Origin of the sequence: Enterobacter sp. ECC-249 (assembly GCF_043965265.1) — a bacterium.
GTDB classification, from domain to species: domain Bacteria; phylum Pseudomonadota; class Gammaproteobacteria; order Enterobacterales; family Enterobacteriaceae; genus Enterobacter; species Enterobacter quasiroggenkampii.
Map to the genome: position 1 here is coordinate 3,102,871 of NZ_CP143660.1, position 23,016 is coordinate 3,125,886.

At 50.3% G+C, this 23,016-nt stretch carries 23 protein-coding genes and 2 pseudogenes; 10 read left to right on the forward strand and 15 right to left on the reverse strand.

Annotation, left to right across the window (positions count from 1 at the left end; all coding sequences use genetic code 11):
- A pseudogene (locus V1587_RS14845) lies at nucleotides 1-407 on the forward strand (efflux RND transporter permease subunit); the annotation flags it as partial.
- On the opposite strand, the gene V1587_RS14850 reads toward V1587_RS14845, so the two are convergent.
- The gene (locus V1587_RS14850; RefSeq protein WP_371899907.1) at nucleotides 370-1,293 is read right to left on the reverse strand and encodes a hypothetical protein; all 924 of its coding nucleotides are present in this window, start codon (nucleotides 1,291-1,293) and stop codon (nucleotides 370-372) included. The pseudogene V1587_RS14845 and the gene V1587_RS14850 overlap by 38 nt on opposite strands.
- Before the next feature lie 16 nt (nucleotides 1,294-1,309).
- Between V1587_RS14850 and V1587_RS14855 the strand changes: the two are divergent.
- Nucleotides 1,310-1,648: pseudogene (locus V1587_RS14855) on the forward strand (efflux RND transporter permease subunit); the annotation flags it as partial.
- Nucleotides 1,649-1,679: 31 nt separating this feature from the next.
- Here the strand turns inward: V1587_RS14855 and V1587_RS14860 are convergent.
- Genes V1587_RS14860 through V1587_RS14900 form a run of 9 tightly spaced genes read right to left on the reverse strand, consistent with a single transcriptional unit; the run spans nucleotide 1,680 to nucleotide 9,187 of the window.
- Nucleotides 1,680-2,615 (reverse strand): hypothetical protein, encoded by a 936-nt coding sequence (locus tag V1587_RS14860; protein WP_395314404.1) that lies wholly within the window; start codon nucleotides 2,613-2,615, stop codon nucleotides 1,680-1,682.
- Nucleotides 2,602-3,108, reverse strand: coding sequence for a fimbrial protein (locus V1587_RS14865; protein WP_371898551.1), 507 nt, complete (start codon nucleotides 3,106-3,108; stop codon nucleotides 2,602-2,604). Before V1587_RS14865 ends, V1587_RS14860 begins: the two co-directional genes overlap by 14 nt.
- Nucleotides 3,108-3,650, reverse strand: coding sequence for a fimbrial protein (locus tag V1587_RS14870; protein WP_371898552.1), 543 nt, complete (start codon nucleotides 3,648-3,650; stop codon nucleotides 3,108-3,110). The genes V1587_RS14865 and V1587_RS14870 overlap by 1 nt, the downstream gene beginning before the upstream one ends.
- A 10-nt stretch (nucleotides 3,651-3,660) precedes the next feature.
- Nucleotides 3,661-4,185, reverse strand: coding sequence for a fimbrial protein (locus tag V1587_RS14875; protein WP_371898553.1), 525 nt, complete (start codon nucleotides 4,183-4,185; stop codon nucleotides 3,661-3,663).
- Entirely contained in the window at nucleotides 4,185-4,754 is a 570-nt protein-coding gene (locus tag V1587_RS14880; protein ID WP_371898554.1) for a fimbrial protein, read from the reverse strand. The genes V1587_RS14875 and V1587_RS14880 overlap by 1 nt, the downstream gene beginning before the upstream one ends.
- Nucleotides 4,755-4,758: 4 nt before the next feature.
- Nucleotides 4,759-5,511, reverse strand: coding sequence for a fimbria/pilus periplasmic chaperone (locus V1587_RS14885; protein WP_371898716.1), 753 nt, complete (start codon nucleotides 5,509-5,511; stop codon nucleotides 4,759-4,761).
- A gap of 26 nt (nucleotides 5,512-5,537) precedes the next feature.
- Nucleotides 5,538-8,057, reverse strand: coding sequence for an outer membrane usher protein (locus V1587_RS14890; protein ID WP_395314405.1), 2,520 nt, complete (start codon nucleotides 8,055-8,057; stop codon nucleotides 5,538-5,540).
- A gap of 19 nt (nucleotides 8,058-8,076) precedes the next feature.
- Entirely contained in the window at nucleotides 8,077-8,595 is a 519-nt protein-coding gene (locus tag V1587_RS14895; RefSeq protein WP_371898556.1) for a fimbrial protein, read from the reverse strand.
- 55 nt (nucleotides 8,596-8,650) lie between these two features.
- On the reverse strand, nucleotides 8,651-9,187 hold the full coding sequence (locus V1587_RS14900; RefSeq protein ID WP_371898557.1) for a fimbrial protein: 537 nt from the start codon (nucleotides 9,185-9,187) through the stop codon (nucleotides 8,651-8,653).
- A gap of 413 nt (nucleotides 9,188-9,600) precedes the next feature.
- On the opposite strand from V1587_RS14900, the gene V1587_RS14905 reads away from it, so the two are divergent.
- The 5 genes from V1587_RS14905 (at nucleotide 9,601) to pdeR (ending at nucleotide 17,567) form a co-directional block, all read left to right on the forward strand.
- Nucleotides 9,601-10,338 carry a helix-turn-helix domain-containing protein gene (locus tag V1587_RS14905; RefSeq protein ID WP_371898558.1) on the forward strand — a complete coding sequence of 246 codons (738 nt, stop codon included), beginning with the start codon at nucleotides 9,601-9,603 and terminating at the stop codon, nucleotides 10,336-10,338.
- A 961-nt stretch (nucleotides 10,339-11,299) separates the two neighbouring features.
- Nucleotides 11,300-12,088 (forward strand): enoyl-ACP reductase FabI, encoded by a 789-nt coding sequence (gene fabI / locus V1587_RS14910; RefSeq protein ID WP_003856831.1) that lies wholly within the window; start codon nucleotides 11,300-11,302, stop codon nucleotides 12,086-12,088.
- Nucleotides 12,089-12,242: 154 nt separating this feature from the next.
- Nucleotides 12,243-13,229 (forward strand): CMD domain-containing protein, encoded by a 987-nt coding sequence (locus tag V1587_RS14915; RefSeq protein WP_395314406.1) that lies wholly within the window; start codon nucleotides 12,243-12,245, stop codon nucleotides 13,227-13,229.
- Nucleotides 13,230-13,317: 88 nt separating this feature from the next.
- Nucleotides 13,318-15,252, forward strand: a complete 1,935-nt coding sequence (locus V1587_RS14920; protein ID WP_126328714.1) for an exoribonuclease II — start codon at nucleotides 13,318-13,320, stop codon at nucleotides 15,250-15,252.
- Between the two features lie 323 nt (nucleotides 15,253-15,575).
- The gene (gene pdeR / locus V1587_RS14925) at nucleotides 15,576-17,567 is read left to right on the forward strand and encodes a cyclic di-GMP phosphodiesterase (protein ID WP_371898717.1); all 1,992 of its coding nucleotides are present in this window, start codon (nucleotides 15,576-15,578) and stop codon (nucleotides 17,565-17,567) included.
- Here pdeR and V1587_RS14930 read toward each other — a convergent pair.
- Nucleotides 17,564-18,433 (reverse strand): crotonase/enoyl-CoA hydratase family protein, encoded by an 870-nt coding sequence (locus tag V1587_RS14930; RefSeq protein ID WP_371898560.1) that lies wholly within the window; start codon nucleotides 18,431-18,433, stop codon nucleotides 17,564-17,566. The genes pdeR and V1587_RS14930 overlap by 4 nt on opposite strands.
- 193 nt (nucleotides 18,434-18,626) lie before the next feature.
- On the opposite strand from V1587_RS14930, the gene V1587_RS14935 reads away from it, so the two are divergent.
- The 3 genes from V1587_RS14935 (at nucleotide 18,627) to osmB (ending at nucleotide 20,088) form a co-directional block, all read left to right on the forward strand.
- Complete coding sequence (locus tag V1587_RS14935) at nucleotides 18,627-18,809, forward strand: hypothetical protein (RefSeq protein WP_371898561.1); 183 nt, start codon at nucleotides 18,627-18,629, stop codon at nucleotides 18,807-18,809.
- A 44-nt stretch (nucleotides 18,810-18,853) separates the two neighbouring features.
- The gene (locus V1587_RS14940; protein WP_063145057.1) at nucleotides 18,854-19,606 is read left to right on the forward strand and encodes a DNA-binding transcriptional regulator YciT; all 753 of its coding nucleotides are present in this window, start codon (nucleotides 18,854-18,856) and stop codon (nucleotides 19,604-19,606) included.
- A gap of 263 nt (nucleotides 19,607-19,869) precedes the next feature.
- Nucleotides 19,870-20,088 carry an osmotically-inducible lipoprotein OsmB gene (osmB, locus tag V1587_RS14945; protein WP_008501216.1) on the forward strand — a complete coding sequence of 73 codons (219 nt, stop codon included), beginning with the start codon at nucleotides 19,870-19,872 and terminating at the stop codon, nucleotides 20,086-20,088.
- Between the two features lie 105 nt (nucleotides 20,089-20,193).
- Here osmB and yciH read toward each other — a convergent pair whose 3' ends face one another.
- From yciH to V1587_RS14965, 4 genes are all read right to left on the reverse strand, one after another.
- Nucleotides 20,194-20,520 carry a stress response translation initiation inhibitor YciH gene (yciH, locus tag V1587_RS14950; RefSeq protein ID WP_371898562.1) on the reverse strand — a complete coding sequence of 109 codons (327 nt, stop codon included), beginning with the start codon at nucleotides 20,518-20,520 and terminating at the stop codon, nucleotides 20,194-20,196.
- Nucleotides 20,520-21,257, reverse strand: coding sequence for an orotidine-5'-phosphate decarboxylase (gene pyrF, locus V1587_RS14955; RefSeq protein WP_395314407.1), 738 nt, complete (start codon nucleotides 21,255-21,257; stop codon nucleotides 20,520-20,522). Before pyrF ends, yciH begins: the two co-directional genes overlap by 1 nt.
- A gap of 185 nt (nucleotides 21,258-21,442) precedes the next feature.
- Nucleotides 21,443-22,612 carry a lipopolysaccharide assembly protein LapB gene (gene lapB, locus V1587_RS14960; RefSeq protein WP_023335944.1) on the reverse strand — a complete coding sequence of 390 codons (1,170 nt, stop codon included), beginning with the start codon at nucleotides 22,610-22,612 and terminating at the stop codon, nucleotides 21,443-21,445.
- 6 nt (nucleotides 22,613-22,618) lie between these two features.
- The gene (locus V1587_RS14965; RefSeq protein ID WP_023312067.1) at nucleotides 22,619-22,927 is read right to left on the reverse strand and encodes a LapA family protein; all 309 of its coding nucleotides are present in this window, start codon (nucleotides 22,925-22,927) and stop codon (nucleotides 22,619-22,621) included.
- Nucleotides 22,928-23,016: the final 89 nt, after the last annotated feature.

Here is a 23,016-nt window from a genome sequence, read left to right on the forward strand (position 1 = left end):
TATCAATTTGGAATGATCACGCTTATCGGCCTGTCGGCCAAAAACGCCATTCTGATTGTTGAATTTGCCAGGCAGCTCCATCGTCAGGGCAGCCCCTGCTGGCGGCAACCGTTCATGCCGCCAGCCAGCGCCTGCGGCCCATTCTGATGACATCGTTGGCCTTCACTTTAGGGGTTGTTCCGCTGATGCTGGCCAGCGGGGCGAGCGACAGTACGCAGCATGCCATCGGTACCGGAGTATTTGGCGGCATGATTAGCGGTACGCTTCTCGCGATCTTCTTCGTGCCGGTTTTCTTTATCGTCATCGCGCGTTTCATCGACAACATCAGTAAAGCGTGCAGCCCTTTGAGGGATCACGCTTATCTTCAAGCTATTGAAGAGTTAATATCACGACTGCACTCGCCGTAAAGGCACCCGTTGGGATATCACTGATTTTCACCGAAGGGTCGCGCACAGGTTCGAATGTTAATTTCTCTGTCTGAATACCCGTTCTGGAGACTCGGGTAAAGGTATCCGTTGGGCTGACTAACTCATCATCCAACGACATAGCCACCGCGAGTCCGTTTGCCGTTGAAGTAATCATTTCCGTCCCCGCGATATTGACGGCGGTATATTGAAAGCCAATTGTGTAGGTTGCCTCACCGTCACCAGTACAGGTGATGTTTATATTTTTCTCGACCCCAGGAAGTGTACCGGGAACTGCTCCTACTAAAGATCTGTCTACATCTCCTAATGAAATATCCAGTGTGCTCCCGTCTCCAAATACACACTGCAGCGGTGCAGGTAGCACATCTGATCCTCCAGAACCAGCATCACAACTTTGCGGAGTATTATTGAAAGAATAAAGATCACCCTTGCTATCTTTTAAGAGATAGCACATATAAACCTTATCATCTCCGATGTAGTACCCAACTTCAGGACCAGGAGATAACCAAATATTCAATGTATTTAATTCGACGCCAGCCTCAAGATAAAATGGACCACTAGCGTGTGTATGAGTAAAAGTCCGATTAGCATCAGTCGTACTAATTTCAAGAGTATAATTGCCAGAAGATGGAACTTTATTACCCGGCCCCACATTGAAAACACACCCCGGCGTGTAGTAGTCATCATAGGTCAAATCTTGCATGGGTGTATCAGCGCTTAAAGGACAAACAAGTTGCCTTGAGCTACTTTCATATATTCCCAATGCATTTGTCCATGAAGCAAAACAAGTGGTCGGCAGAAAAACAAAACCTAAAAACAAAAACGAAGTAAGCATTATAAAATCAATATAACATTTGTTTTTTTTCATTTCAAAAACACTCACTTATCAATTTGGAATGATCACGCTTATCGGCCTGTCGGCCAAAAACGCCATTCTGATTGTTGAATTTGCCAGGCAGCTCCATCGTCAGGGGCAGCCCCTGCTGGCGGCAACCGTTCATGCCGCCAGCCAGCGCCTGCGGCCCATTCTGATGACATCGTTGGCCTTCACTCTAGGGGTTGTTCCGCTGATGCTGGCCAGCGGGGCGAGCGACAGTACGCAGCATGCCATCGGTACCGGAGTATTTGGCGGCATGATTAGCGGTACGCTTCTCGCGATCTTCTTCGTGCCGGTTTTCTTTATCGTCATCGCGCGTTTCATCGTCAACATCAGGAAAGCGTGAATCCCCTTGAGGGATCACGCTTATCTTCAAGCTATTGAAGAGTTAATATCATGACTGCATTTGCCGAAAAGGCACCCGTTGGGATATCACTGATTTTCACCGAAGGGTCGCGCACAGGTTCGAATGTTAATTTCTCTGTTTGAGTACCCGTACTGTAGGTTCGGGTATAGGTATCCGTTGGGCTGACTAATCCACCATTCAACGACAAAGCCACCGCGAGTCCGTTTGCCGTTGAAGTAATCATTTCCGTCCCGGCTATATTTACGGCGGTGTATTGAAAACCAATTGTGTAGGTCGCCTCACCGTCACCAGTACAGGTGATGTTTATATTTTTCTCGACCCCAGGAAGTGTACCGGGAACTGCTCCTACTAAAGATCTGTCTACCTCTCCTAATGGAATATTCAGTGTGCTCCCGTCTGCAAATGCACACTGCAGCGGTGCAGGTAGCACATCTGATCCTCCAGAACCAGGAAAACAACTCGCCGGAGTATTATTGAAAGAATAAAGTTTACCCTTGCTATCTCTTAAGAGATAGCACATATAAAGCTTAGGATTTCCGAGTCCGCCCCTGTCATCAGGACTAGACAACGTAATATTCAATGTATTTAATTCAACACCAGCCTCAATATAAAATGGTCTACTCCTGTGTGTATTAGCAAAAACCTTGTCATCGTCAGTAGTACTAATATCAAGAGTATAATTTCCTGAGGATGGAACTTTATTACCCTCCCCCACATTGAAAACACATGCCGACGTGTAGTAGTCATCATAAGTCAAATTTGGCACTTGTGTACTAGGGCTTTCAGGACAAACGACTATACCTTTGCTTCTTTCATATACTCCCAGGGCATTTTTCCATGAAGCAAAACAAGTTGCTGGCAGAAAAACAAAACCTAACAACAAAAAGGAAGCGAGCATCATAAAATTAATAAGACATTTATTTTTTCTCATTTTAAAAATACTCACTTATCAATGTTGCCGTTCCTGAAAATTCTGCCGCCTGTAATTCTACCGCAGGATCTTTTTCCAGCTCGATCTCAAGCCTGGGAGGAGATTGCCAGTCCGTAACAATAAACGATGCATTTAAAGCCTGCGGCTGCCCATCTTTGATAAACCTGAGCCATAACCCCGGTATATTCGACGCAATTGCAGCTGTGTCACCTGTGACAGGTGTAGCCTTAATGGTCATCTCCACCGTATTGCTCGCCTGAGTTCCTGAACAGTCTAAGCTGTAATCCATAGCGTGGGTAATATGATCGGTAGAAACCCTGGCAATATTCACGTTACCGAAAGCGACGTTAATATCCTGGTTGTTGTTTACCACACAAGGTTTATGATTATTTAGCCGACCGGTAAAAGTTATTGACAACGTATCACCCGTTTGGGCAGCAGTTACTATATTCGTCTGCGCACAAAGCAAGACCGTAAAACATGTAAGGATTAATGTCTTTAAACGCATTACAGAAACTCCATTACCAGCGTTGCGCTGGCACTAATAGAGGCCCCATTAATTAAACCGCTGCCATCACCTACCTGCACTAGTTCTACCTCTAACCCAGGCTGAGCGAGCATATCAACAGCAAATGCTGCATCAACATCCTTCTCAACACCATCAACCAGTAATCTAATTCCCAGCTGCTTACCCGGATTTGATGCATTTATGCTTACGGGTAACAATTTCTGTCCCTTAAAATCAACCGTCCCACCCGCAACTGATTTAAAAGTGAACTGAGTTTTTCCAGCACTATCACCCGTACAGGTCATCGTTGATGGCAAAGGCTTGCGATAGTTTCCGTCAAGTGTCGAGTTTCCGTTAACGGTTGAAAAATTCACATCACCAAAATCCACGGTTAAGATCTTGCCTCTATTAAACGTACAGGAACCGTTCACTACTACAGTTCCTGTAATATTGAGGTTTAATTTGGCAGGTTCATCCGCACTCACGTGTAACACACCCGCAAAAAGCCCTGCAGCAATAATCATCGGGTACCATAATTTCATCGTATTAACCTCATGGATACGCAATCTCAAATGTGGCTGTAGCCGTAAATGCCCCCGCCGCGATGCTGTGAGCGGCAATAGCGGCGGGCTCAGCCTGGACATATCCCTTCAGCGCGATGACATTATTACCGCTCGTCAAACTGAATACGGGGCTTGGCTTATTCAGCGCCAGCTGTTGTGGGTCTGCGCTATTGGTTTCGATACCAATGGCGATACCCTGCGTATTACCCCCATTCGGCGTTAATAAACCCGGCAAGGCCTGGCTCTCGCTCCCCTTAAAGGTGATAGTGGCGCTGCTGCCCAGTGTCGTATCACAGTTAACCAGCGTAATAATGAACGGTTGACCCGGCGTACGATTGCTGTGATAGAAGAAGGTGCTTACCAGGTTACCGAAATCAAGTTGAATATCTGATGATGCTTCAGATAACGTACAGGGCTCTGAAACCAGAGCACCACTGATTTTGACGTTATTATTCCCCGCATAAGCATAGGGCATAAGAAAAATAAAACCCAACAGCCATAAAAAACGCGTCATCAATCGTACTCCAGAGAAAAGTTCACCACTGCCTTATAGGGGCCCATAACCAACTGTTCAGAGGTTCTCTCAGGCGCGACGTAAAACACGAGGTCATCACTACCAGGCGTTAGAAACTGTGGCTTACTGCGTTCCCCTAAGCGTATGTCATTCTGCCCGGCATCAGTGATGCGTAGCCCTATGCCTCGAGCCCCGGTAACCTGCACCAGTGCTGGGTTATCGCTATCAGCAGGAGCCAAAAACGTTAAGCTGGCGATGGGTTGGATGGCATCCCAGGAACGACTGCCGGTGCGTCTGTCCGTAATTGAGCCCTGCATTCTTATGCAATTTTTGAGGTGCAGGACTATTGGTAAAGGCGCTCCGCGATTACCGATTTTTTTTAGCAACGATGCAGACACGGCGCTGAGTGAAATTTCCTGTGATGCTGATTGCATTTCTAGTATGCATGCCCCCTCAACCATTATTCCTGCAATAATAAAAGGAACATCGCCGCTCTCGCTCTTTTCAGAAGCCAGCGTCGTGGAGCTTATGCTCAACAGCAGAGATAACAGCACGCATACTTTTTCCATCTGTTTAGCCAGCATGCGCAGATGTAAGATTGCAGCTATTACCACTGCAGCTGTAGACCAGCTTCGGGCGTCCGCCGTAATCATTTATATAGGTAATAACCGGGTTGTTTCCCAGATTGTGGGTATCACCTTCTAACCGGGCGCTGCTTTTTGGAGCGACCAGCAACGGCTTCACGCTTTTAAACGGCTCACCCTTTAGCGATGGGGCAACTTCAACTACGGAGATATAATACGGAGTAGGATTATTCACCGTGTAACCTTCACCCTGGCGCGTCAGCGTCATTTGCTCCTGCCACGGTTTGCTGTTCTGCTCCACCGCCAGCGATGCCGGACGATAGAACAGCTTGATGCGTGTTTGCAGTGCTATCTGCAGGGTATTCGGTTTGTCCGTCTTCGGCGGGATTTCACGCAGGTTAAAGAAGAAAAGCGTTTCTTTATCCTGCGCTAACAGTTTCATTGCAGGCGTAATCTGAATTTTGATCTGGCTTTTACTGCCCGGTTCAATACGCTGTACCGGCGGGAGTGCGACCAGGGGATCGCTCACCTTGTTACCCTGAGCATCCTCCACCCACGCTTGTGCCAGATAAGGCAGCTCACGGTTTTGATTAGTCACCCGAAGGCTTAATGATTTATCGCCTGCATTAACGATCGCGCGGGTACGATCCAGCGCAAGTGCTGCATTTGCCTGCTGCGCGATCAGGGTAGTTAATGCCAATGCGAGCAAACAACTATTACGTTTCAATGTATTGCGAATCATGACTCTTTTCTCTTCAACAAATAGGATTAATGGATGCTGTCTGTCGTGGTGCATGGCAACAGCAATTTTTGACTATCCAGGTCGGAGGGCAACATTGCCGGGAGGTTTATGTGACACTGTTCTGAACCGTCCCAACTCACGCTCATCTCCTCACCAGGCTTTATTCCCGTCAGCCAAACGATACCGTCTTCACTGACCAGCCCGGTCTGTTCCTTATCCTTGTTAGCCACCGTAGCGCCAAAAGGCGGCACGTTATTATCCGTGAGGCGCAATATCGCCATTGCTTTTTTACCGGCAATAATGCCGAACTTGCGATAGCCGATCGCCCCTTCAGTCAGGGTGCCCTGCACCACTGAACGGCTGGCGTCCACATCATCACCCAGTTCATCCATATCGATATTCATGCTGTTGCGGTAATAGCTACTCACATCGCCGACCACGGCCTTACCAAAAGCATTAGTATGGGTATTGTTTCCACCGGCTTTAACGGGCACGCCACTTACACCATCAGTGTCCACCATCATGCGCGTGCCTCCTGCCACCGACATACGATGCAGGGCCGCGCCCTGCGCTGTTGCCGTCATGCCACCGCGTACTGACAATCCCATCGAACTGTATTTATTACCCTGCTGCGTTGCTGTGGCCGTTACTTCAGCAGTATCACCATCATGCGTAAGATATCCGCTACCGCCTTTCACGCCGTTTTGATCGGAGTTGAGGCTAATCTGATACGAGTTATCCTTGTTGATGCGATCGCTATATGAGATGGAATGACTGGCTCCATCCTGGCTAACCTGATTGCCATAACTAAAATAGCCAGAGTCTCCCCATGGAACGGATAAACTCATATAGGCACCACGATCGTCAGTGTCGCTATTCGTAGTACGGAACGCTGAAATACTCAGGCTAAGATTTTTAAAACTTCTGAAATCAAAATAGTGCGAAACCGACACGTTATACGTTGTATTAGCTGGATGATCCCAATAGGTTTGACGGCTGTAGTCCAAATAAATACTCATGTTCAACGGTTTTATTTGTTGGTTGAATGACACCGTATACATTTCTTTGCCGCTGCCACCGTTGTCATTATCATGGTAACGCGCATCCAGATAATCAGTCATACTCATAAAGCCGCGCTCAGAGAAGCGATACCCGGCAAAGGTCACCTGACTATCAGTGCTGTCAAATCGTTTTGAGTAGCTTACTTTGTACGACCCACCCTGCCGGGACTCCTGCTGCGGCAGACGAGCTCGAGATTCAGTTGCATCCAGAGATATTGCTCCGAGAGCCAATAAATCTCGCCCGATCCCTATAGACATCGCGTTGTAATCACCGGCAACCAGCGCGCCGCCGTACAGTGACCACCCGTTGTTGACCCCCCAGGAGAATTCTCCTGTACCGAAGACCGGACCATCACTGTGATGATCAAAATCTGAGGGTTTCCCTGCGGCTAATTTGTATCGAACCATCCCTGGGCGAGTCAGATAGGGAATCGTCGACGTATTTATCTTATAGGTCTGTACTGAGCCATCCTGTTCAGTAATTTTGACATCAAGCGTTCCAGACACAGCGTTGTTCAAATCCTGAATACGAAAAGGACCGGCAGCAACCGTAGTTTCATTGAGCACACGTCCCTGTTGGCTAATCGTCACTTTGGCGTTTGTTTTCGCCACGCCCGTGACCTCCGGAGCGTAGCCACGAAGGTTCGGCGGCAACATATTGTCGCTGGATACGAGGCTCACGCCGGTAAAGCGAAAGCTGTCAAACATATCTGAGGTGAGGTAATCTTCACCCAATGTCATTTTTGCCCGCATAGAGGGCACTGCCCGGTATAAGTAATAGCGGTTCCATTCAAAATCTTGAGTATTTCTTGCCATGCTCCCGGAACGTTTATCAATCTGACCTTGCCAGTCTGCGCGTAAACGCCATGCGCCAACGTTCATCCCGGTAGTGCCATTACCGCTGAGAGTTTTGCTTTCTTCATTACTGCTACTATCGTGCTGACTTATAGCCTGGCCGTTCAGATTATAGTCAAACAGAATGCCTGCGACCCCTTCATCCCAGCGTGAAGGTGGATCCCAGTTCTCGGCCACGTAATCAAGGTAGGCCTGCGGAAGATTAATAAAAAGCGTATTGCTGGCCATGTCGGTCCGCATAACCATTCCCTGCAGTGATGTCGGGTCGAGACATTCACCGTTATGCCACCAGGATAAGTTTTTACTTGCAGCCGTGGTTAGCCCAAACTGAGCAACAATGTCATTAGTCAGGCACGCTTCGCTTCCATTTTTATCATTATCGGGTACCAAAAATGTGATTTGCTGTTCGGGCAATGAACTATTATTAATCTGAATCGATAACGCGTATGTGCCGGGCATAATGTAACCCGCACGCGAAAACTGGCTTAAATCGATATGGCCACGATCCTGCACGTCCAGGACGTCAGTATTAAACTGAATAGTTTTTTCTTCAGCATATGCGTATCTGGCTAATACGGCAATTAACACGCTGGCAATAATTGACCGACGCGATATCTGTATTTTATACACTAACATCACCTTTAATCAGTCAAAAATAATCCAGACTCATGCGTACAACAGTGGCATAGAAACCAGGATGTAGTATTTCCCCATTACCTGTTAATGTGAGGGTGTAGTCCAGGGTATTTAGTTTAGCCATCGACTGATTAATATAAGATGGCTCACCCGGTTTAATACGTACCCCACTTGCATCTGTAATACGTATGCCCACACCTTGCGTATTGCCAAAAACATGGAATGTTTCACGATCATCTTTAGAACCGTTGAAAGTTATATAAAAACGGCGAGAATCTAATTGAGTTGAGCATCCCACTAGATGAATTCTGAGCAATGTGCTTCCAGCCTCACCATCATGCATTAATTGGCCTACAGAAACGGTTTTCATCACTACCAACTGTTTCTTCGAAGCCATATCAATTGAGCATGAACTCTCAAAAATGCTGCCTGCCACGCTAACGCGTCCGATTTCTGAAGCGTGACATACGAAAGAAAACAAAAAAAACACACTAACAGCAAAGCACTGGCGAAGAACTACGGCTGTCAACATAGGCCCCCACAATTCCATGAATAGATGTCTACCCTTTCGGGTAGACAGTATTTACTTATTCGTAAGTCATCATGAAGTTAGCGATAGAGGTAAAGTTACCTGGGACGACAGCGCCTGATACAGTTGACCCCTGCACGTAGGCCAGAAATTGCAGGTCATTGTCCCCATCATTCATGGCTGCGAGAGCTGATTTGGTGCTCGGCTTAATCACTTTGCCACCCATATCGGCAATTACTACACCCACACCCGCTGCCTGACCGGTAACAGCAAAAGCACCGTCCAGACCACCAGTTTGATCGCCAGCCAGACCGTTGAAAGTGATGGACGCTTTATTCGCCGTTGCAGCATCACAGTCGTGGAGTTGGATATCAAAGCCTACCGGTGTGGATTTACCACCATCAGCGAGCTGGTTTTTAGAAATTGCACCCAGCTGAACGGTCTGATCGAGGCTTTTTGCATCGATTGAGCACGGTGCATCAATAACAGAACCAAGGAATGTAATTTTACCGTGTCCCTGATCGGTTGCCGCATGAGCGCCTGCGGCCATTAAGGAAGAGAGTGCCATTGCCAGCAGTATTTTTTTTGCGTTCATTACATAAATCCTGTATTAAAATTCATATTTTATGACTATGATGAGATATCAGATTGAAGAAGTTTTCATTTGGCAAATCCTTTAAAAAAACCTCACAACTTTGATACCGATACATTCAAATGACTAATGTCACCAGACAAATATTATTCTATAAAGAAACATAAACTGGCTAAAGAAGATAAAGCGTACACTTTTGGAATCATTGTTGTGATGTTGTTAAAAATCAACATAAAAATATCATTGTTGACGTCCTTTTATATTAAGCGATAATCCCCCTCCCCAAAAAAAGGTCCATATTGCGGTCAGCCCTCTATTTCTTGAAGTTTCATGAGTGGCTGGACTATTTGCTGCTATCATAAGTACTGATTCTTGCTTCTATCATTAGTACTGGTTCGATACCGAAGGGTGACACTATGTCAACGAAACCAAAATCAATAAATGAGAATACAAAAGCCATCGCAATAGAAGGGAGCGTATCACCGGTGGTTTCGCCTGATTTACTCCCCCGACAAAGCTATATGGCGTTAGATGCGATCACGCTTCCAGGCGGGGCCTTGCGAAAAATTCATGATGCATTACTCCCGTTTTCAACACCTTACGAGTCAACATCCAATCGGGCCATGATTAAATCGCCAAAGCCTACGAACACACTTTGGCTTGTGAGCAACGGTTCCGTATCAATTCACAGATCTTATGATGACCTTAAGGTATCAGTAACAGCAGGCCCCATTGTTGCAGGCCTTGGAGACTTATTTTCCCCTCTTGGCCGTTACTACTTTCGAGCTTCGCGAAGTTCGAAGGTTTCTTACATGCCAAGTGAATATGCCAAATCAATTATCACTGAGCAGCACCTCTGGCAGGAAGTTGCAGAAGTACTCGCCTTTACAGTTCATATGATGGTCTACCGGGACGAACATTTGGTGAGTAAAACGTCTTACTCGATAATTCGAGCCAAACTGCTTGAGTACATGAAAAAACGAGAGGTAAGTGATTTAAGTCGAACAGGCATTGTGGCTTACATCCAGGAGACAACGCACCTGTCGCGCAGTATGATTTATAACATCATTTCGCAACTGGCTGAGGGTGGATACATCAAGACCAGCAACGGGAAACTCGTCGAAATCACAAAGCCACTCCCCAAAAATTTCTGACAAAATGAAGGGCCACAACGGCCCCTCATGGTTTTACCCCAATCAACGTAACGTATTTATAACCCCAACCACTCAAAGGATGCTTCTGAATCATCGATAAGGTTATAGTAATTCTTCTCCACCCTTCAGCGTTCGTATCTTCTTTCTCCACTGTTCCAACAATCGTATTGGAATTTGCAGTAGCGCCAGGTAAAAAGCACGCTACATCAGAGAGCAGCAAATCCTGGCAATGCGAGTATCATAACATTCCTATTGCTCCACAATAATGGAAGCGACATTAAACACGCACCGATAATAAAAAAGGTTACAGCTTCATTTAGCTTTTTTTTACATAGCAACACACAATAGCCAGATATAACAGGGCGAATTTTGTTTATAAATAGACATTATGTTATTCGCCGACTCAACAGCAAAACAAATATTTAACAAATGCAGCGCGATGTTCCTCCAGCCAATACACCAGTGATGTTTATTTCAGAGAAACCATAGCTTAAGGGATCTATAAAGGATGGTCTGCTATTCGTGAGACATATCAGGAGCGCCCACTTTGCTCTTCTGGTTGGATGAGGCGAATCTAAGGCTCAATGATATACTGGACGAATGCTGGAAGATATCAAAGGTACTCACACCCTTTCTTACGCTCGCATACGAGGATTTCATCAGCGGATGTTACTACTCACTTAGCCACTGCACGCAATGCTGCAGGACTGGTTCGGGAAATTGCCTGTTCACCGTTCCCGCGCTTCGACTTTGTCTGTCCGGCTGCTTGCGAAACAGCCTGATGATGAGTTTGCCCGGCACCATCCGGGGCTTGTGTAGCGTGAGAAGTGCGAGAAAATTCGTGACACAAGGGGCTGTGAGTGGGCTATAATTTCGAGCTAATTTCGAATGATTTTGAAATACTGCCTGTAACGCTATGAATTACAAGGCAAAATAAGCAATGAATATAAGGATTAAAGCTATGGGTTTTCTTTCCGGTAAGCGCATTCTGGTGACTGGCGTTGCCAGCAAACTGTCCATCGCATACGGCATCGCACAGGCAATGCATCGCGAAGGCGCTGAGCTGGCGTTCACCTACCAGAACGACAAGCTTAAAGGCCGTGTTGAAGAGTTTGCCGCGCAGCTGGGTTCCAGCATTGTTCTGGAATGTGACGTTGCACAAGACGAAAGCATCGACGGCATGTTTGCTGAACTGGCAAAAGCATGGCCGAAATTCGACGGTTTCGTTCACTCCATCGGCTTCGCTCCTGGCGATCAGCTGGACGGCGACTACGTGAACGCGGTTACCCGTGATGGCTTCAAAATCGCGCACGACATCAGCTCCTACAGCTTCGTTGCGATGGCGAAATCCTGCCGCGCGATGCTGAACCCGGGCGCAGCCCTGCTGACCCTGTCCTACCTGGGCGCAGAACGTGCTATCCCTAACTACAACGTTATGGGTCTGGCTAAGGCGTCTCTGGAAGCCAACGTACGCTACATGGCGAACGCAATGGGTCCTGAAGGCGTGCGCGTTAACGCCATCTCTGCAGGTCCGATCCGCACCCTGGCCGCTTCCGGTATTAAAGATTTCCGTAAAATGCTGGCACACTGCGAAGCGGTTACCCCGATTCGTCGTACCGTTACCATTGAAGATGTGGGTAACTCTGCAGCATTCCTGTGCTCTGACCTTTCCGCAGGTATCTCCGGCGAAGTGGTTCACGTTGACGGCGGCTTCAACATCGCTGCAATGAACGAGCTGGAAATTAAATAAGCTGTGACTCTCTTCCCGCCCGGGAAGAGAGTATTTCTCCCCGCGTCATCCCTTCGTTATTCCGTTCTGCTATTTGTTATCACCTAACAATATTTTTCCCTTTATCTGCCTTACGCCAGGATATTGATCGCCATTTTGAGATCAAGGAACGCACATGGAACAACGCCGTTTTTCCGGCAAAGGCCACTGGTATCACGAGACCCAGTCGAACCACGCGCAGACGGATGTTCTGCCACTGGTGCCCGAAGCCGCTAACGTCGACGATCGTTTTTTGCTCGATTTAGCCCTGCCTGAAAAGATTGTCGCCGCCTGTTCTGGCTGGCTAACTCCTGCCAGAGCCTTATGTCACCAGCTGTTCCCGCTCTCGATTCCCGTGAACCGATTGCATACGCTCAGCGCTTACGATCGGCTCAGTACCGCGCTAACGGTCGCACAGGCTTGTGGCGTTCAGCGGCTCTGTAACCATTACGCCGCCCTCCTCGCCCCGCTTCCCGGCCCGGACTCCTCGCGCGAAAGTAACCGGCGTCTGGCGCAAATCACGCAGTATGCCCGCCAGCTCGCCAGCTCCCCTGATGTCATTGATGATAAAGCGCAGAACCAGCTTGATGAGGTTGGCCTGTCAACGTATGACATTGTGGTGATTAACCAGATTATTGGGTTTATCGGTTTTCAGGCGCGCGTAGTCGCGATTTTTCAGGCGCTGTTGGGACATCCCGTTCGCTGGTTGCCAGGCCATCATATTCAGCCGCACACTCTGCCCACGCGCCACGCCGCGTGGACGCCGCTTTTGCCCGTCGTCGAGCTGCGCTATGCGAGTGCGCATCAGCTTGAGTCGCTGTCTCGCTGGCAGGCTGAACCCGCGCTGGAAGCGCTGACCCCGGTCCTTTGTCATGAGCCGTCGCTGCTCGACCTGACCGGAGAAATCCTGTTAAACACCCGCGACGAGATCCCGCTGACGCCCCCCGCACTTTCGGCGGCGGTCGAACTGCTGACACGCTCTCCGGACCGCTTTAGCGCCGCGCAGTTTACACCTCTCACGGATCAAGGGCTCTCCGGCGAACATGCCATCACGCTGCTTACCCAAAGCGCGTTTGAAGGCTGGCTCAATCGTCTGAAACTCGCGTTTGGTAAAGAGGAATAACCATACTAATTACCCAAAGACCGCTTGCTGAGACAGTGAGAATCGCGTAAAACTGTCAGCCGCTCAATGGCTACGAAAATAGAACATTATGTTTCAGGACAACCCGCTGCTAGCGCAGCTTAAACAGCAACTGCATTCCCAGACGCCGCGTGCAGAAGGGGTCGTAAAAGCCACGGAAAAGGGCTTTGGATTCCTTGAAGTTGACGCGCAAAAAAGCTACTTCATTCCGCCTCCGCAGATGAAGAAAGTGATGCATGGCGATCGCGTCATGGCCGTCATTCATACCGAGAAGGATCGCGAGTCTGCCGAGCCGGAAGAACTGATCGAACCGTTCCTGACCCGTTTTGTGGGTAAAGTGCAGAGAAAAGACGATCGTCTTTCTATCGTGCCGGATCATCCCCTGCTGAAAGATGCCATTCCCTGCCGCGCCGCCCGTGGCGTTGAGCATGATTTTAAAGAAGGTGACTGGGCTGTAGCAGAAATGCGCCGTCATCCTCTGAAAGGCGATCGCGGTTTTTATGCTGAGCTGACCCAGTTCATCACCTTTGGCGCCGATCATTTCGTGCCATGGTGGGTCACGCTGGCACGCCACAATCTTGAAAAAGAAGCGCCGAACGGCGTAGCGACCGAGATGCAGGACGAAGGTCTGACGCGCCGCGATCTCACCGCGCTGGAGTTTGTCACCATCGACAGCGCCAGCACCGAAGATATGGATGACGCGCTGTACGCTGAAGAGAGCGCCGACGGCAAACTGCATCTGACCGTCGCCATTGCCGATCCCACCGCCTGGATTGCCGAAGGCAGCAAGCTGGATGACGCGGCGAAAATCCGTGCGTTCACCAACTACCTGCCGGGCTTCAACATTCCAATGCTGCCGCGCGAATTGTCAGACGATCTCTGCTCGCTGCGTCCAAATGAAGTGCGCCCGGTCCTTGCCTGCCGCATGACCATTGCCGCAGATGGCGCGATTGAAGACGATATCGAGTTCTTTGCCGCTACTATCGAATCAAAAGCCAAGCTGGCCTACGATAACGTCTCCGACTGGCTGGAAAATACCGGTAGCTGGAAACCTGAATCAGACGCCATTGCCGCGCAGATCCGTCTGCTGCATCGCATCTGCCTCAACCGCGGCGAGTGGCGTAAAACTCACGCGCTGGTGTTCAAAGACCGCCCGGATTATCGCTTTGTTCTGGGTGAGAAAGGCGAAGTGCTGGATATCGTGGCCGAACCGCGACGCATTGCAAACCGCATCGTTGAAGAGGCGATGATCTCCGCCAACATCTGCGCCGCACGCGTGCTGCGTGACAAGCTGGGCTTTGGCATTTACAACGTCCATACCGGCTTTGATCCGGCGAATACCGAAGCGCTGGCGGCCCTGCTGAAGAATCACGACGTGCACGTTGATCCGGAAGAAGTGCTCACGCTGCCGGGCTTCTGCAAGCTTCGCCGCGAACTGGACGCGCAGCCGTCGGGCTTCCTGGACAGCCGCATTCGTCGCTTCCAGTCCTTCGCGGAAATCAGCACCGAGCCTGGCCCGCACTTTGGTCTCGGCCTCGAAGCTTACGCCACCTGGACATCGCCGATCCGTAAGTATGGCGATATGGTTAACCACCGTCTGCTGAAAGCGATTATCAAAGGTGAAACCATTGCTCGCCCTCAGGAGGACACCACCCTGCAGATGGCCGATCGCCGACGTCTGAACCGTATGGCGGAACGTGACGTTGGCGACTGGCTGTACGCGCGCTTCCTGCAGGATAAAGCCGGAACGGATACCCGTTTCGCCGCAGAGATCATCGATATCAGCCGCGGGGGTATGCGCGTCCGTCTGGTCGATAACGGTGCTGTCGCGTTTATTCCTGCGCCGTTCCTGCACGCGGTTCGTGACGAAATGGTCTGCAGTCAGGAAAACGGTACCGTGCAAATTAAAGGTGAAACAGTTTACAAAGTCACCGACGTGATTGACGTCACTATCGCCGAAGTTCGCATGGAAACCCGCAGTATTATCGCGCGTCCTGTCGCCTGATAACCGGTTCAATTGTCGGTCATTTCCTTTCCGGAAGGGCCGACAATTTTTCTTTTTATCCCCGCCACAAAATCATTATTTTTCCTTACTATTTTCAGTATCCCTTCACCCAAAACCGCCATAATTATCTACAGTAAAAGAGTGTTGTTATATTCGGTTACGTGAATTTCAATACGCTCAGTACCCTTTTTCACCTGACTCGTTTTAATATAAGAAAGCAGGGAAAAACAACAGGTTCACTTCGGTTTTGCCGCTATTTCTCAACGAAAAAGTCGACAACAAATGAATAATTTGTGCGCTAATGAACAGCTGCGGGAGAAAACATAATGGACGATCTGGAGCAGAATTTGCTGTTTCGCTACATGGGGACTCACAGCCCGTGGTGGCGCTTGTCAGCTGACAGCAATGCTCTGCACCTTGCCGCCAGTGAAAATGCCGATGTCACTCAGGTGATTGCGCTGGACGACGATCAGGCCGATCTCATCCGTCATTTAACCGTTATTACCTCCAGCGTTTCCATGACGCTCTCGCTATTCGGGGAAGATCTTCCGGTTCACCTTGTTGGACGGAAAATTACGCGTAACGAGTGGGCCGGTACCGCTTCCGCCTGGAACGATACGCCCTCCGTGGCGCGCGATCTGGCTCATGGGCTCTCTTTCGCGGAACAGGTTGTCTCAGAGGCAAACTCCGTCATTGTTATTCTCGATCAGAACGGCAATATTCAGCGTTTTAACCGGCTTAGCGAAGAGTACACCGGTCTGAAAGAGCAAGAAGTCATTGGCCAGAACGTCTTTAAGCTGTTTATGAGCCGCAGCGAAGCGGCAGCCTCAAAGCGCAATATTACCGGTTTTTTTCGCAACGGCAGCTCCTACGAAGTTGAACGCTGGATCAAAACGCGTAAAGGGCAGCGGCTGTTTCTGTTCAGAAACAAATTCGTTCACAGCGGCAGCGGTAAAAATGAAATTTTCCTTATCTGTTCCGGGACTGATATTACCGAGGAGCGCCGCGCTCAGGAGCGGCTGCGCGTGCTGGCCAATACCGATACCATCACCGGCTTGCCAAACCGCAATGCGATCCACGATCTGATTTCTGACGCCATCGACAACCGCGGCGACACGCAGGTAGGCGTGGTGTATCTCGATTTGGATAACTTTAAAAAGGTTAACGACGCTTACGGGCATATGTTTGGCGATCAGCTGTTACAGGCTGTCGCCCTCGCCATTTTGAGCTGTCTGGATGAAGAGCAGGTGCTGGCGCGACTTGGCGGTGATGAGTTTATCGTCATGGCCACCAATACCTCTCAGGGCTCTCTGGAGGCGATGGCATCGCGCATTTTAACCCGCCTGCGCCAGCCGTTCCGCATCGGTCTGATTGAGGTTTATACCGGCTGCTCTCTGGGTATCGCCCTCGCCCCGCAGCATGGGAACGACCGGGAAAGCGTCATTCGTAACGCCGATACCGCCATGTACACCGCCAAAGAGAACGGTCGGGGCAAGTTCTGCGTCTTCTCGCCCGAGATGAACCAGCGCGTGTTTGAGTATCTCTGGCTGGATACCAACCTGCGTAAGGCCCTCGATAACGATCAGCTTTTGATCCACTATCAGCCGAAAATAACCTGGCGCGGAGAAGTCAGAAGCCTTGAAGCGCTGGTCCGCTGGCAATCACCAGAACGCGGCTTGATCCCGCCGCTGGAGTTTATCTCTTATGCCGAGGAGTCGGGGTTGATTGTGCCGCTGGGCCGCTGGGTAATGCTCGATGTGGTTCGCCAGGTGGCGAAATGGCGTGATAAGGGAATAAACCTGCGCGTGGCGGTGAACGTCTCTGCGCGACAGCTGGCAGACCAGACTATCTTCAGCGACTTAAAGCAGGCGCTGAAGGATCTGAATTTTGAATACTGCCCTATCGACGTCGAATTAACCGAAAGCTGTCTTATCGAGAACGAAGAACTGGCGCTGTCCGTTATCCAGCAGTTCAGCCGGCTCGGGGCGCAAATTCATCTGGATGATTTTGGCACCGGTTACTCTTCTCTTTCGCAGCTCGCCCGCTTCCCGATCGACGCCATTAAACTCGATCAATCTTTTGTCAGGGATATCCATAAGCAGTCTATTTCCCAGTCACTGGTGCGCGCTATCGTCGCGGTGGCGCAGGCGTTAAATCTGCAGGTGATTGCCGAAGGTGTGGAAAGTGCAAAAGAAGACGCCTTTCTGACCAAGAACGGCGTCAACGAACGGCAGGGTTTTCTGTTTGCTAAGCCTATGCCCGCTGCCGCATTCGAGCGATGGCTAAAACGATATCAAGCGCGAAATCAACGTTAACTGGCTTTACGCAGGCCAGCCGCGTGATGGCGGTTTTGCAGCGTGACCAGACGCTCCATGTAGGCGATATCTTTCTGCTCCAGGCAAAAAGCGGCATCAACCCAATCTTCCGTGATATCCATCAGTTCACTGCGAGGCAATTGCAGAACGCGCGTACGGGCGCGCAGCATTGCCCTTACGCCATTCAGTTTTGGCCGCAGCGTATCGATGAAGGTTCGGGTGGAGACATAGCTTTGTCCGGGTTCAAACAGGACATCCACCAGCCCGTGCTGTTCGTACCATTCAGCCGTATGGGATTCGCCTTTGTAGATGAGCTCCTCCGCAAGCTTCATACCTGAACGGCGTGCAACCAGGGAATATCCTCCCATGCCCGGAAACAGGTTGAACGCAATCTCGGGGAAACCTAAACGGGCATCGCGCTGCGCCAGAACGAAATGGTGCGCCAGCGCGGCCTCAAACCCGCCCCCTAACGCGCTGCCTTCGACCATGGCCAGAGAGATGGCCCCCGTGTCAAACCCCCGCGAGGCCGCATGGACGCAATCAACGCAGGCGCGCGCATAGGCCCGTAGCGCTTCACGTCGACCATGCTGAATGCACTCAACGAAGAACTGCAGATCGCCGCCCACGTTATACATCTCGGGAACCAGCGATCCGGTTACCCAAAAATCAACCGCAAAACCAGACTGGCGAACCAACCATGAAAAGTTCATGATCTCTTCAATTAACGCATGGTTAAAGCAAGGCCGTGGCTGAGCCCGCAGCATCATCCAGACGGTATGCCGCTCCGCCTCGTAATACCCTGACAGCTGCGTGAACCGTTCAGTATCGGTAAACAGTGTGCAGGTAGGCTGATTGATAACTGTCATAGTCTAATTCCTCCTATAAAAAAGCGCGTTGCGCGCAGTTTTAGACTAATCCACTCAATAAGCCCGCTGTATGAAGGGGAATAATTTTATCACTTCCGTTTAAGTAATTTAGTTATTGCATTTTTTCCCTTCTCTTTTGAACCTAATTTCTGCATCATTGAAAATATTAACTTTTCGCGCCTGGGGTGAGATTATGTCGACTATTGACGCACAAGCTGTAGCACAACGAATTGATACCGTGCTGGATATCCTGGTGGCGGGCGATTATCACTCTGCTATCCGTAATCTTGAGATCCTGAAGTCTGAACTTCTTGCTCAGCATGGTGCTGACAATGCGCCAGAAAACGGACAGCCAAAAGCGCCGTGGGAAGTTTGACTCCCACCGTCTCCGACCTCGTTTCGCTTTATTAAATGGATGCTATGAATTCCCGACAACAACTCATTTTGCAGATGGTCATCGATCAGGGACGCGTAAGCGTAGTCGATCTCGCTAAAACCACCGGCGTTTCTGAAGTCACCATCCGTCAGGATCTTAATCTGCTGGAAAAACAGAGCTACCTGCGTCGCGCGCACGGCTATGCTGTCCCGCTGGACAGTGATGACGTTGAGACGCGCATGATGAACAACTACGCGCTCAAGCGTGAACTGGCGGAATTTGCCGCGTCCCTGGTGAACAACGGCGAGACCGTCTTTATTGAAAACGGCAGCAGTAATGCCCTTCTGGCGCGCACGCTTGCCGATCAAAAGGACGTTACTATCATCACCGTCAGCAGCTATATCGCGCATTTGCTCAAAGAGACGCGCTGCGAGGTGATTCTGCTCGGCGGTATTTACCAGAAAAAAAGCGAAAGCATGGTTGGCCCGCTGACCCGTCAGTACGTCCAGCAGGTGCATTTCAGCAAGGCCTTTATCGGGATTGACGGCTGGCAGCCGGAGACAGGTTTTACCGGCCGGGATATGATGCGCTCCGACGTCGTGAATGCCGTGCTGGAAAAAGAATGTGAAGCAATTGTGCTCACCGATAGCTCTAAATTTGGCGCCGTTCACCCTTATACGATGGGCCCCGTTTCACGCTTTAGCCGCGTGATTACCGACGAAAGATTGAGCGACGTGCACCGTAATAAACTGGAAGATGACGGGCTGATCGTCAATATTATTAAAACGACCGCCTGAGTCCCCTCCGCGCCCGAATTTCGGGCGCAAACGCCCTTCTTTCTCTGAGATGATTCCTGGTACTTCTTTAAGAGTTTTTACCTGTTTAAGCTGCATTAAAGTCGTAAAATTAATGTTAGCGATATAACAGGAAGTGACTATCACCTGCGTGATTACGTAACGCCTGCGCGACCAGCTTTCACGGAGAACAGAATTAAGTATTCGATTCGTCTATACTTAACGTGTACATCTTTCCGTGAATCGATAATTCAGGAGAAAGTATTATGACCTTAACCAGCAAAAAATTAGCCGCCGCTGTTCTGGCAATCACTGTAGCAATGTCCCTGAGCGCATGCTCTAACTGGTCTAAACGTGATCGTAACACCGCGATTGGTGCCGGTGCCGGTGCTCTCGGTGGTGCAGTATTAACGGATGGTAGTACGCTGGGTACATTAGGTGGCGCTGCTGTCGGTGGTATTATCGGTCACCAGGTTGGCAAATAATAATTATCTAAGCCTTCCCCGGTAATGCGATTTTTGAACGCATTTCAGGTCTGACATACGCACGTATATAACACGAGCCACGGCATTTGCCGTGGCTCATTTATTTCAGCCGCCTGCCAGTTTGACTTTCATGCCTTTGGCTTCCAGCAGTGATTTTATTAAATCGCGCTTATCGCCCTGGATTTCAATAATGCCGTCTTTCACTGCACCGCCGCAGCCACATTTCTTTTTCAGCTCGGCCGCCAGCGCTGTCAGTTCTGCATCATCCAGATCAATACCGGAGATAAGGCAAACCCCTTTCCCTTTTCGTCCACTGGTCTGGCGCTGGATACGAACGATGCCGTCCCCCTTCGGACGTTCCACTTTCGTTTTTGGTTCGTCTATACGCCCGGTATCGGTTGAATAGACCAGACGGCTGTTGGAATCGGTCATTACGCCCCCTTCTTCAGCGATGCGTTGATAGCCTTAAGCGTCTCCGCCGGGTTTGCAGACTGCGTCACCGGACGCCCGATGACCATGTAGTCAACGCCAGCATCAAGCGCCTGCTCAGGCGTCATAATGCGACGCTGATCGCCCACTTCGCTGCCTGCAGGACGGATGCCTGGCGTAACCAGTTTAAAATCCTTGCCCAGCGCTGATTTGAAACGTACCGCTTCCTGCGCGGAGCAGACGACGCCATCCAGGCCACACTGCTGCGTGAGGCGCGCGAGACGTTCGGCATGTTCCGCAGGTGACAATGTCACTCCAAGGTCGCGTAAATCACTTTCGTCCATACTGGTCAGCACGGTGACGGCGATCAGCAGCGGCGCGTCTTTACCGAACGGCAGGAGCGCCTCACGGGCAGCGGTCATCATTCTTGCCCCACCCGATGCATGGACGTTGACCATCCATACGCCCAGCTCTGCGGCTGCGGCAACCGCGTGCGCCGTGGTATTCGGGATATCATGGAATTTTAGATCGAGGAAAACGTCAAAGCCGCGCTGCTGCAGATCGCGTAAGATTTGCGGTCCAAACAGCGTGAACATCTCTTTGCCAACTTTCAGACGGCAGTCGCGAGGGTCGATGCCGTCGACAAACGCCAGTGCGGCGTCACGCTTATTGTAATCAAGCGCAACAACAACAGGAGAATCCGTAATTACGCGGGAAGTGGAGGATGTAACAGACGTCATGACCAGCCCTTTTCGTCTATGGGCGCGCAGCGGCGCGGAACAGATAAACGGCCAGCATTCTACCTGCCGACGCCGCAAATTGACAGGGTCCATTTACGCGTCTGCCAGGCCGGCAAACCGCACGGTGTTGAGACAGTGCTAAAAGCCTTAAGTATGTTGTAACTAAAGTGAAGGCTTTTAAAAAATCACTGCCCGTCCAGGCCACGAATTGGCTTGATGGTGGACCAGGCGCGGCAGGAAGGACAGTGCCAGTAGAGCGTATATGCGGTAAAACCACACTTCTGGCAGCGATAGCGCGGCTTGCTGCGCACCTGCTCGCCAACCATGTCGCGCAGCACCATCAGGCTCTCTTTGGCGCGCCCTTCTTCAGCATCGTTCAGGTGGTAATCCATCAGCTTATGGAAAACCCGCATGGTCGGATGACGCTGCAGCTGGCGCGTAATATAAACCTGCGCGGTGTCGCTTCCCTCATACTGCTCAACAACGTCTGAGAGCATCAGTTCCGCGGTGGCGCCGGTATTTTCTTCCACGCAGCGACGCAGGAAAGCCACCCACTCTTCCTGCTTGTCCAGCTGTTGATAGCAGGTTTGCAGCATTTCCAGCGTTTCACTGACCAGCTCTTTGTCCTGGTCGATAACCCGCAGCAGGCTTTCAACGGCTTTGGCGTAGTCGCCATTCGCCATAAAGACGCGCCCCATCATGATGGAGATGCGCGCGCTGTTGCGGTCCGCGGCGGCGCCTTTCTTCAGCAGCGCCATGGCTTTGTCCATGTCGTCATTGCCCATCTGCTGAAGCGCAAGCTCACAGTAGAAATGGGCTATCTCAACGCGCTGCTTATCTTTACCGAGCTTCACCAGACGTTCAGCCGTATCAATGGCTTTCTGCCAGTCGCTGGTGGCCTGATAAATCTGCAGGAGCTGTTGCAGCGCGCCGATGCGGAAATCTGTTTCATCCACCAGCTGCGCGAACATGTCTTCAGCGCGATCGTATAACCCCGCAGCCATGTAATCCCGCCCCAGCTGTTGCACCGCAAGGAGTCGTTGATCGTAGGTCAGCGAGGCGCTTTCCATCAGGGTCTGGTGAATACGAATGGCGCGGTCAACCTCACCGCGCGAGCGGAAAAGGTTTCCCAGGGTGAGATGCGCTTCAACCGTCCCCGTATCCTCTTTCAGCATATCGAGGAACAGGTCTACCGCTTTGTCCTGCTGATTGCTCAGGAGGAAGTTCACCCCCGCAACGTAGTCGCGGGAGAGTCGGTTGGCCTCATCCTGTTTTGTTTGTTGCGCACTTCTGCGGCCCATATACCAGCCATAGGCTGCGGCTACAGGCAAAAGCAGAAACAACAACTCCAGCATAGTCGATTATTCCTTCACGACCGGCACGCCAGAGCTTTCCGGGATGTCAGACGCAGGGGCAATGTTATTTTCGAGTCGCTTAATTTTACGTTCAGCGCGCGCAAGAGAAACACGGACTTTCAACCAGAACAGACCGCAAACCAGCCAGCCAATAGCAAAGCCGGCAGCAAATAAGACCGCCAGCAGGCTCGAGACGCGATACTCACCCTGAGCCAACAGATAGTTAAACGTCACCTGCTGATCGTTTTGTGCACCCAACGTGACTGAAATGACAAAAATCGCCAATACCAGTAAGAAAATGAGTAAATATTTCACATTACTTCCCGTTATGTGGTTCAAGCGAATAAAGTGTGTTCAACTCACCGCAATCAGCCTTATAAACTATCATTTTAGCGACGGGCGCG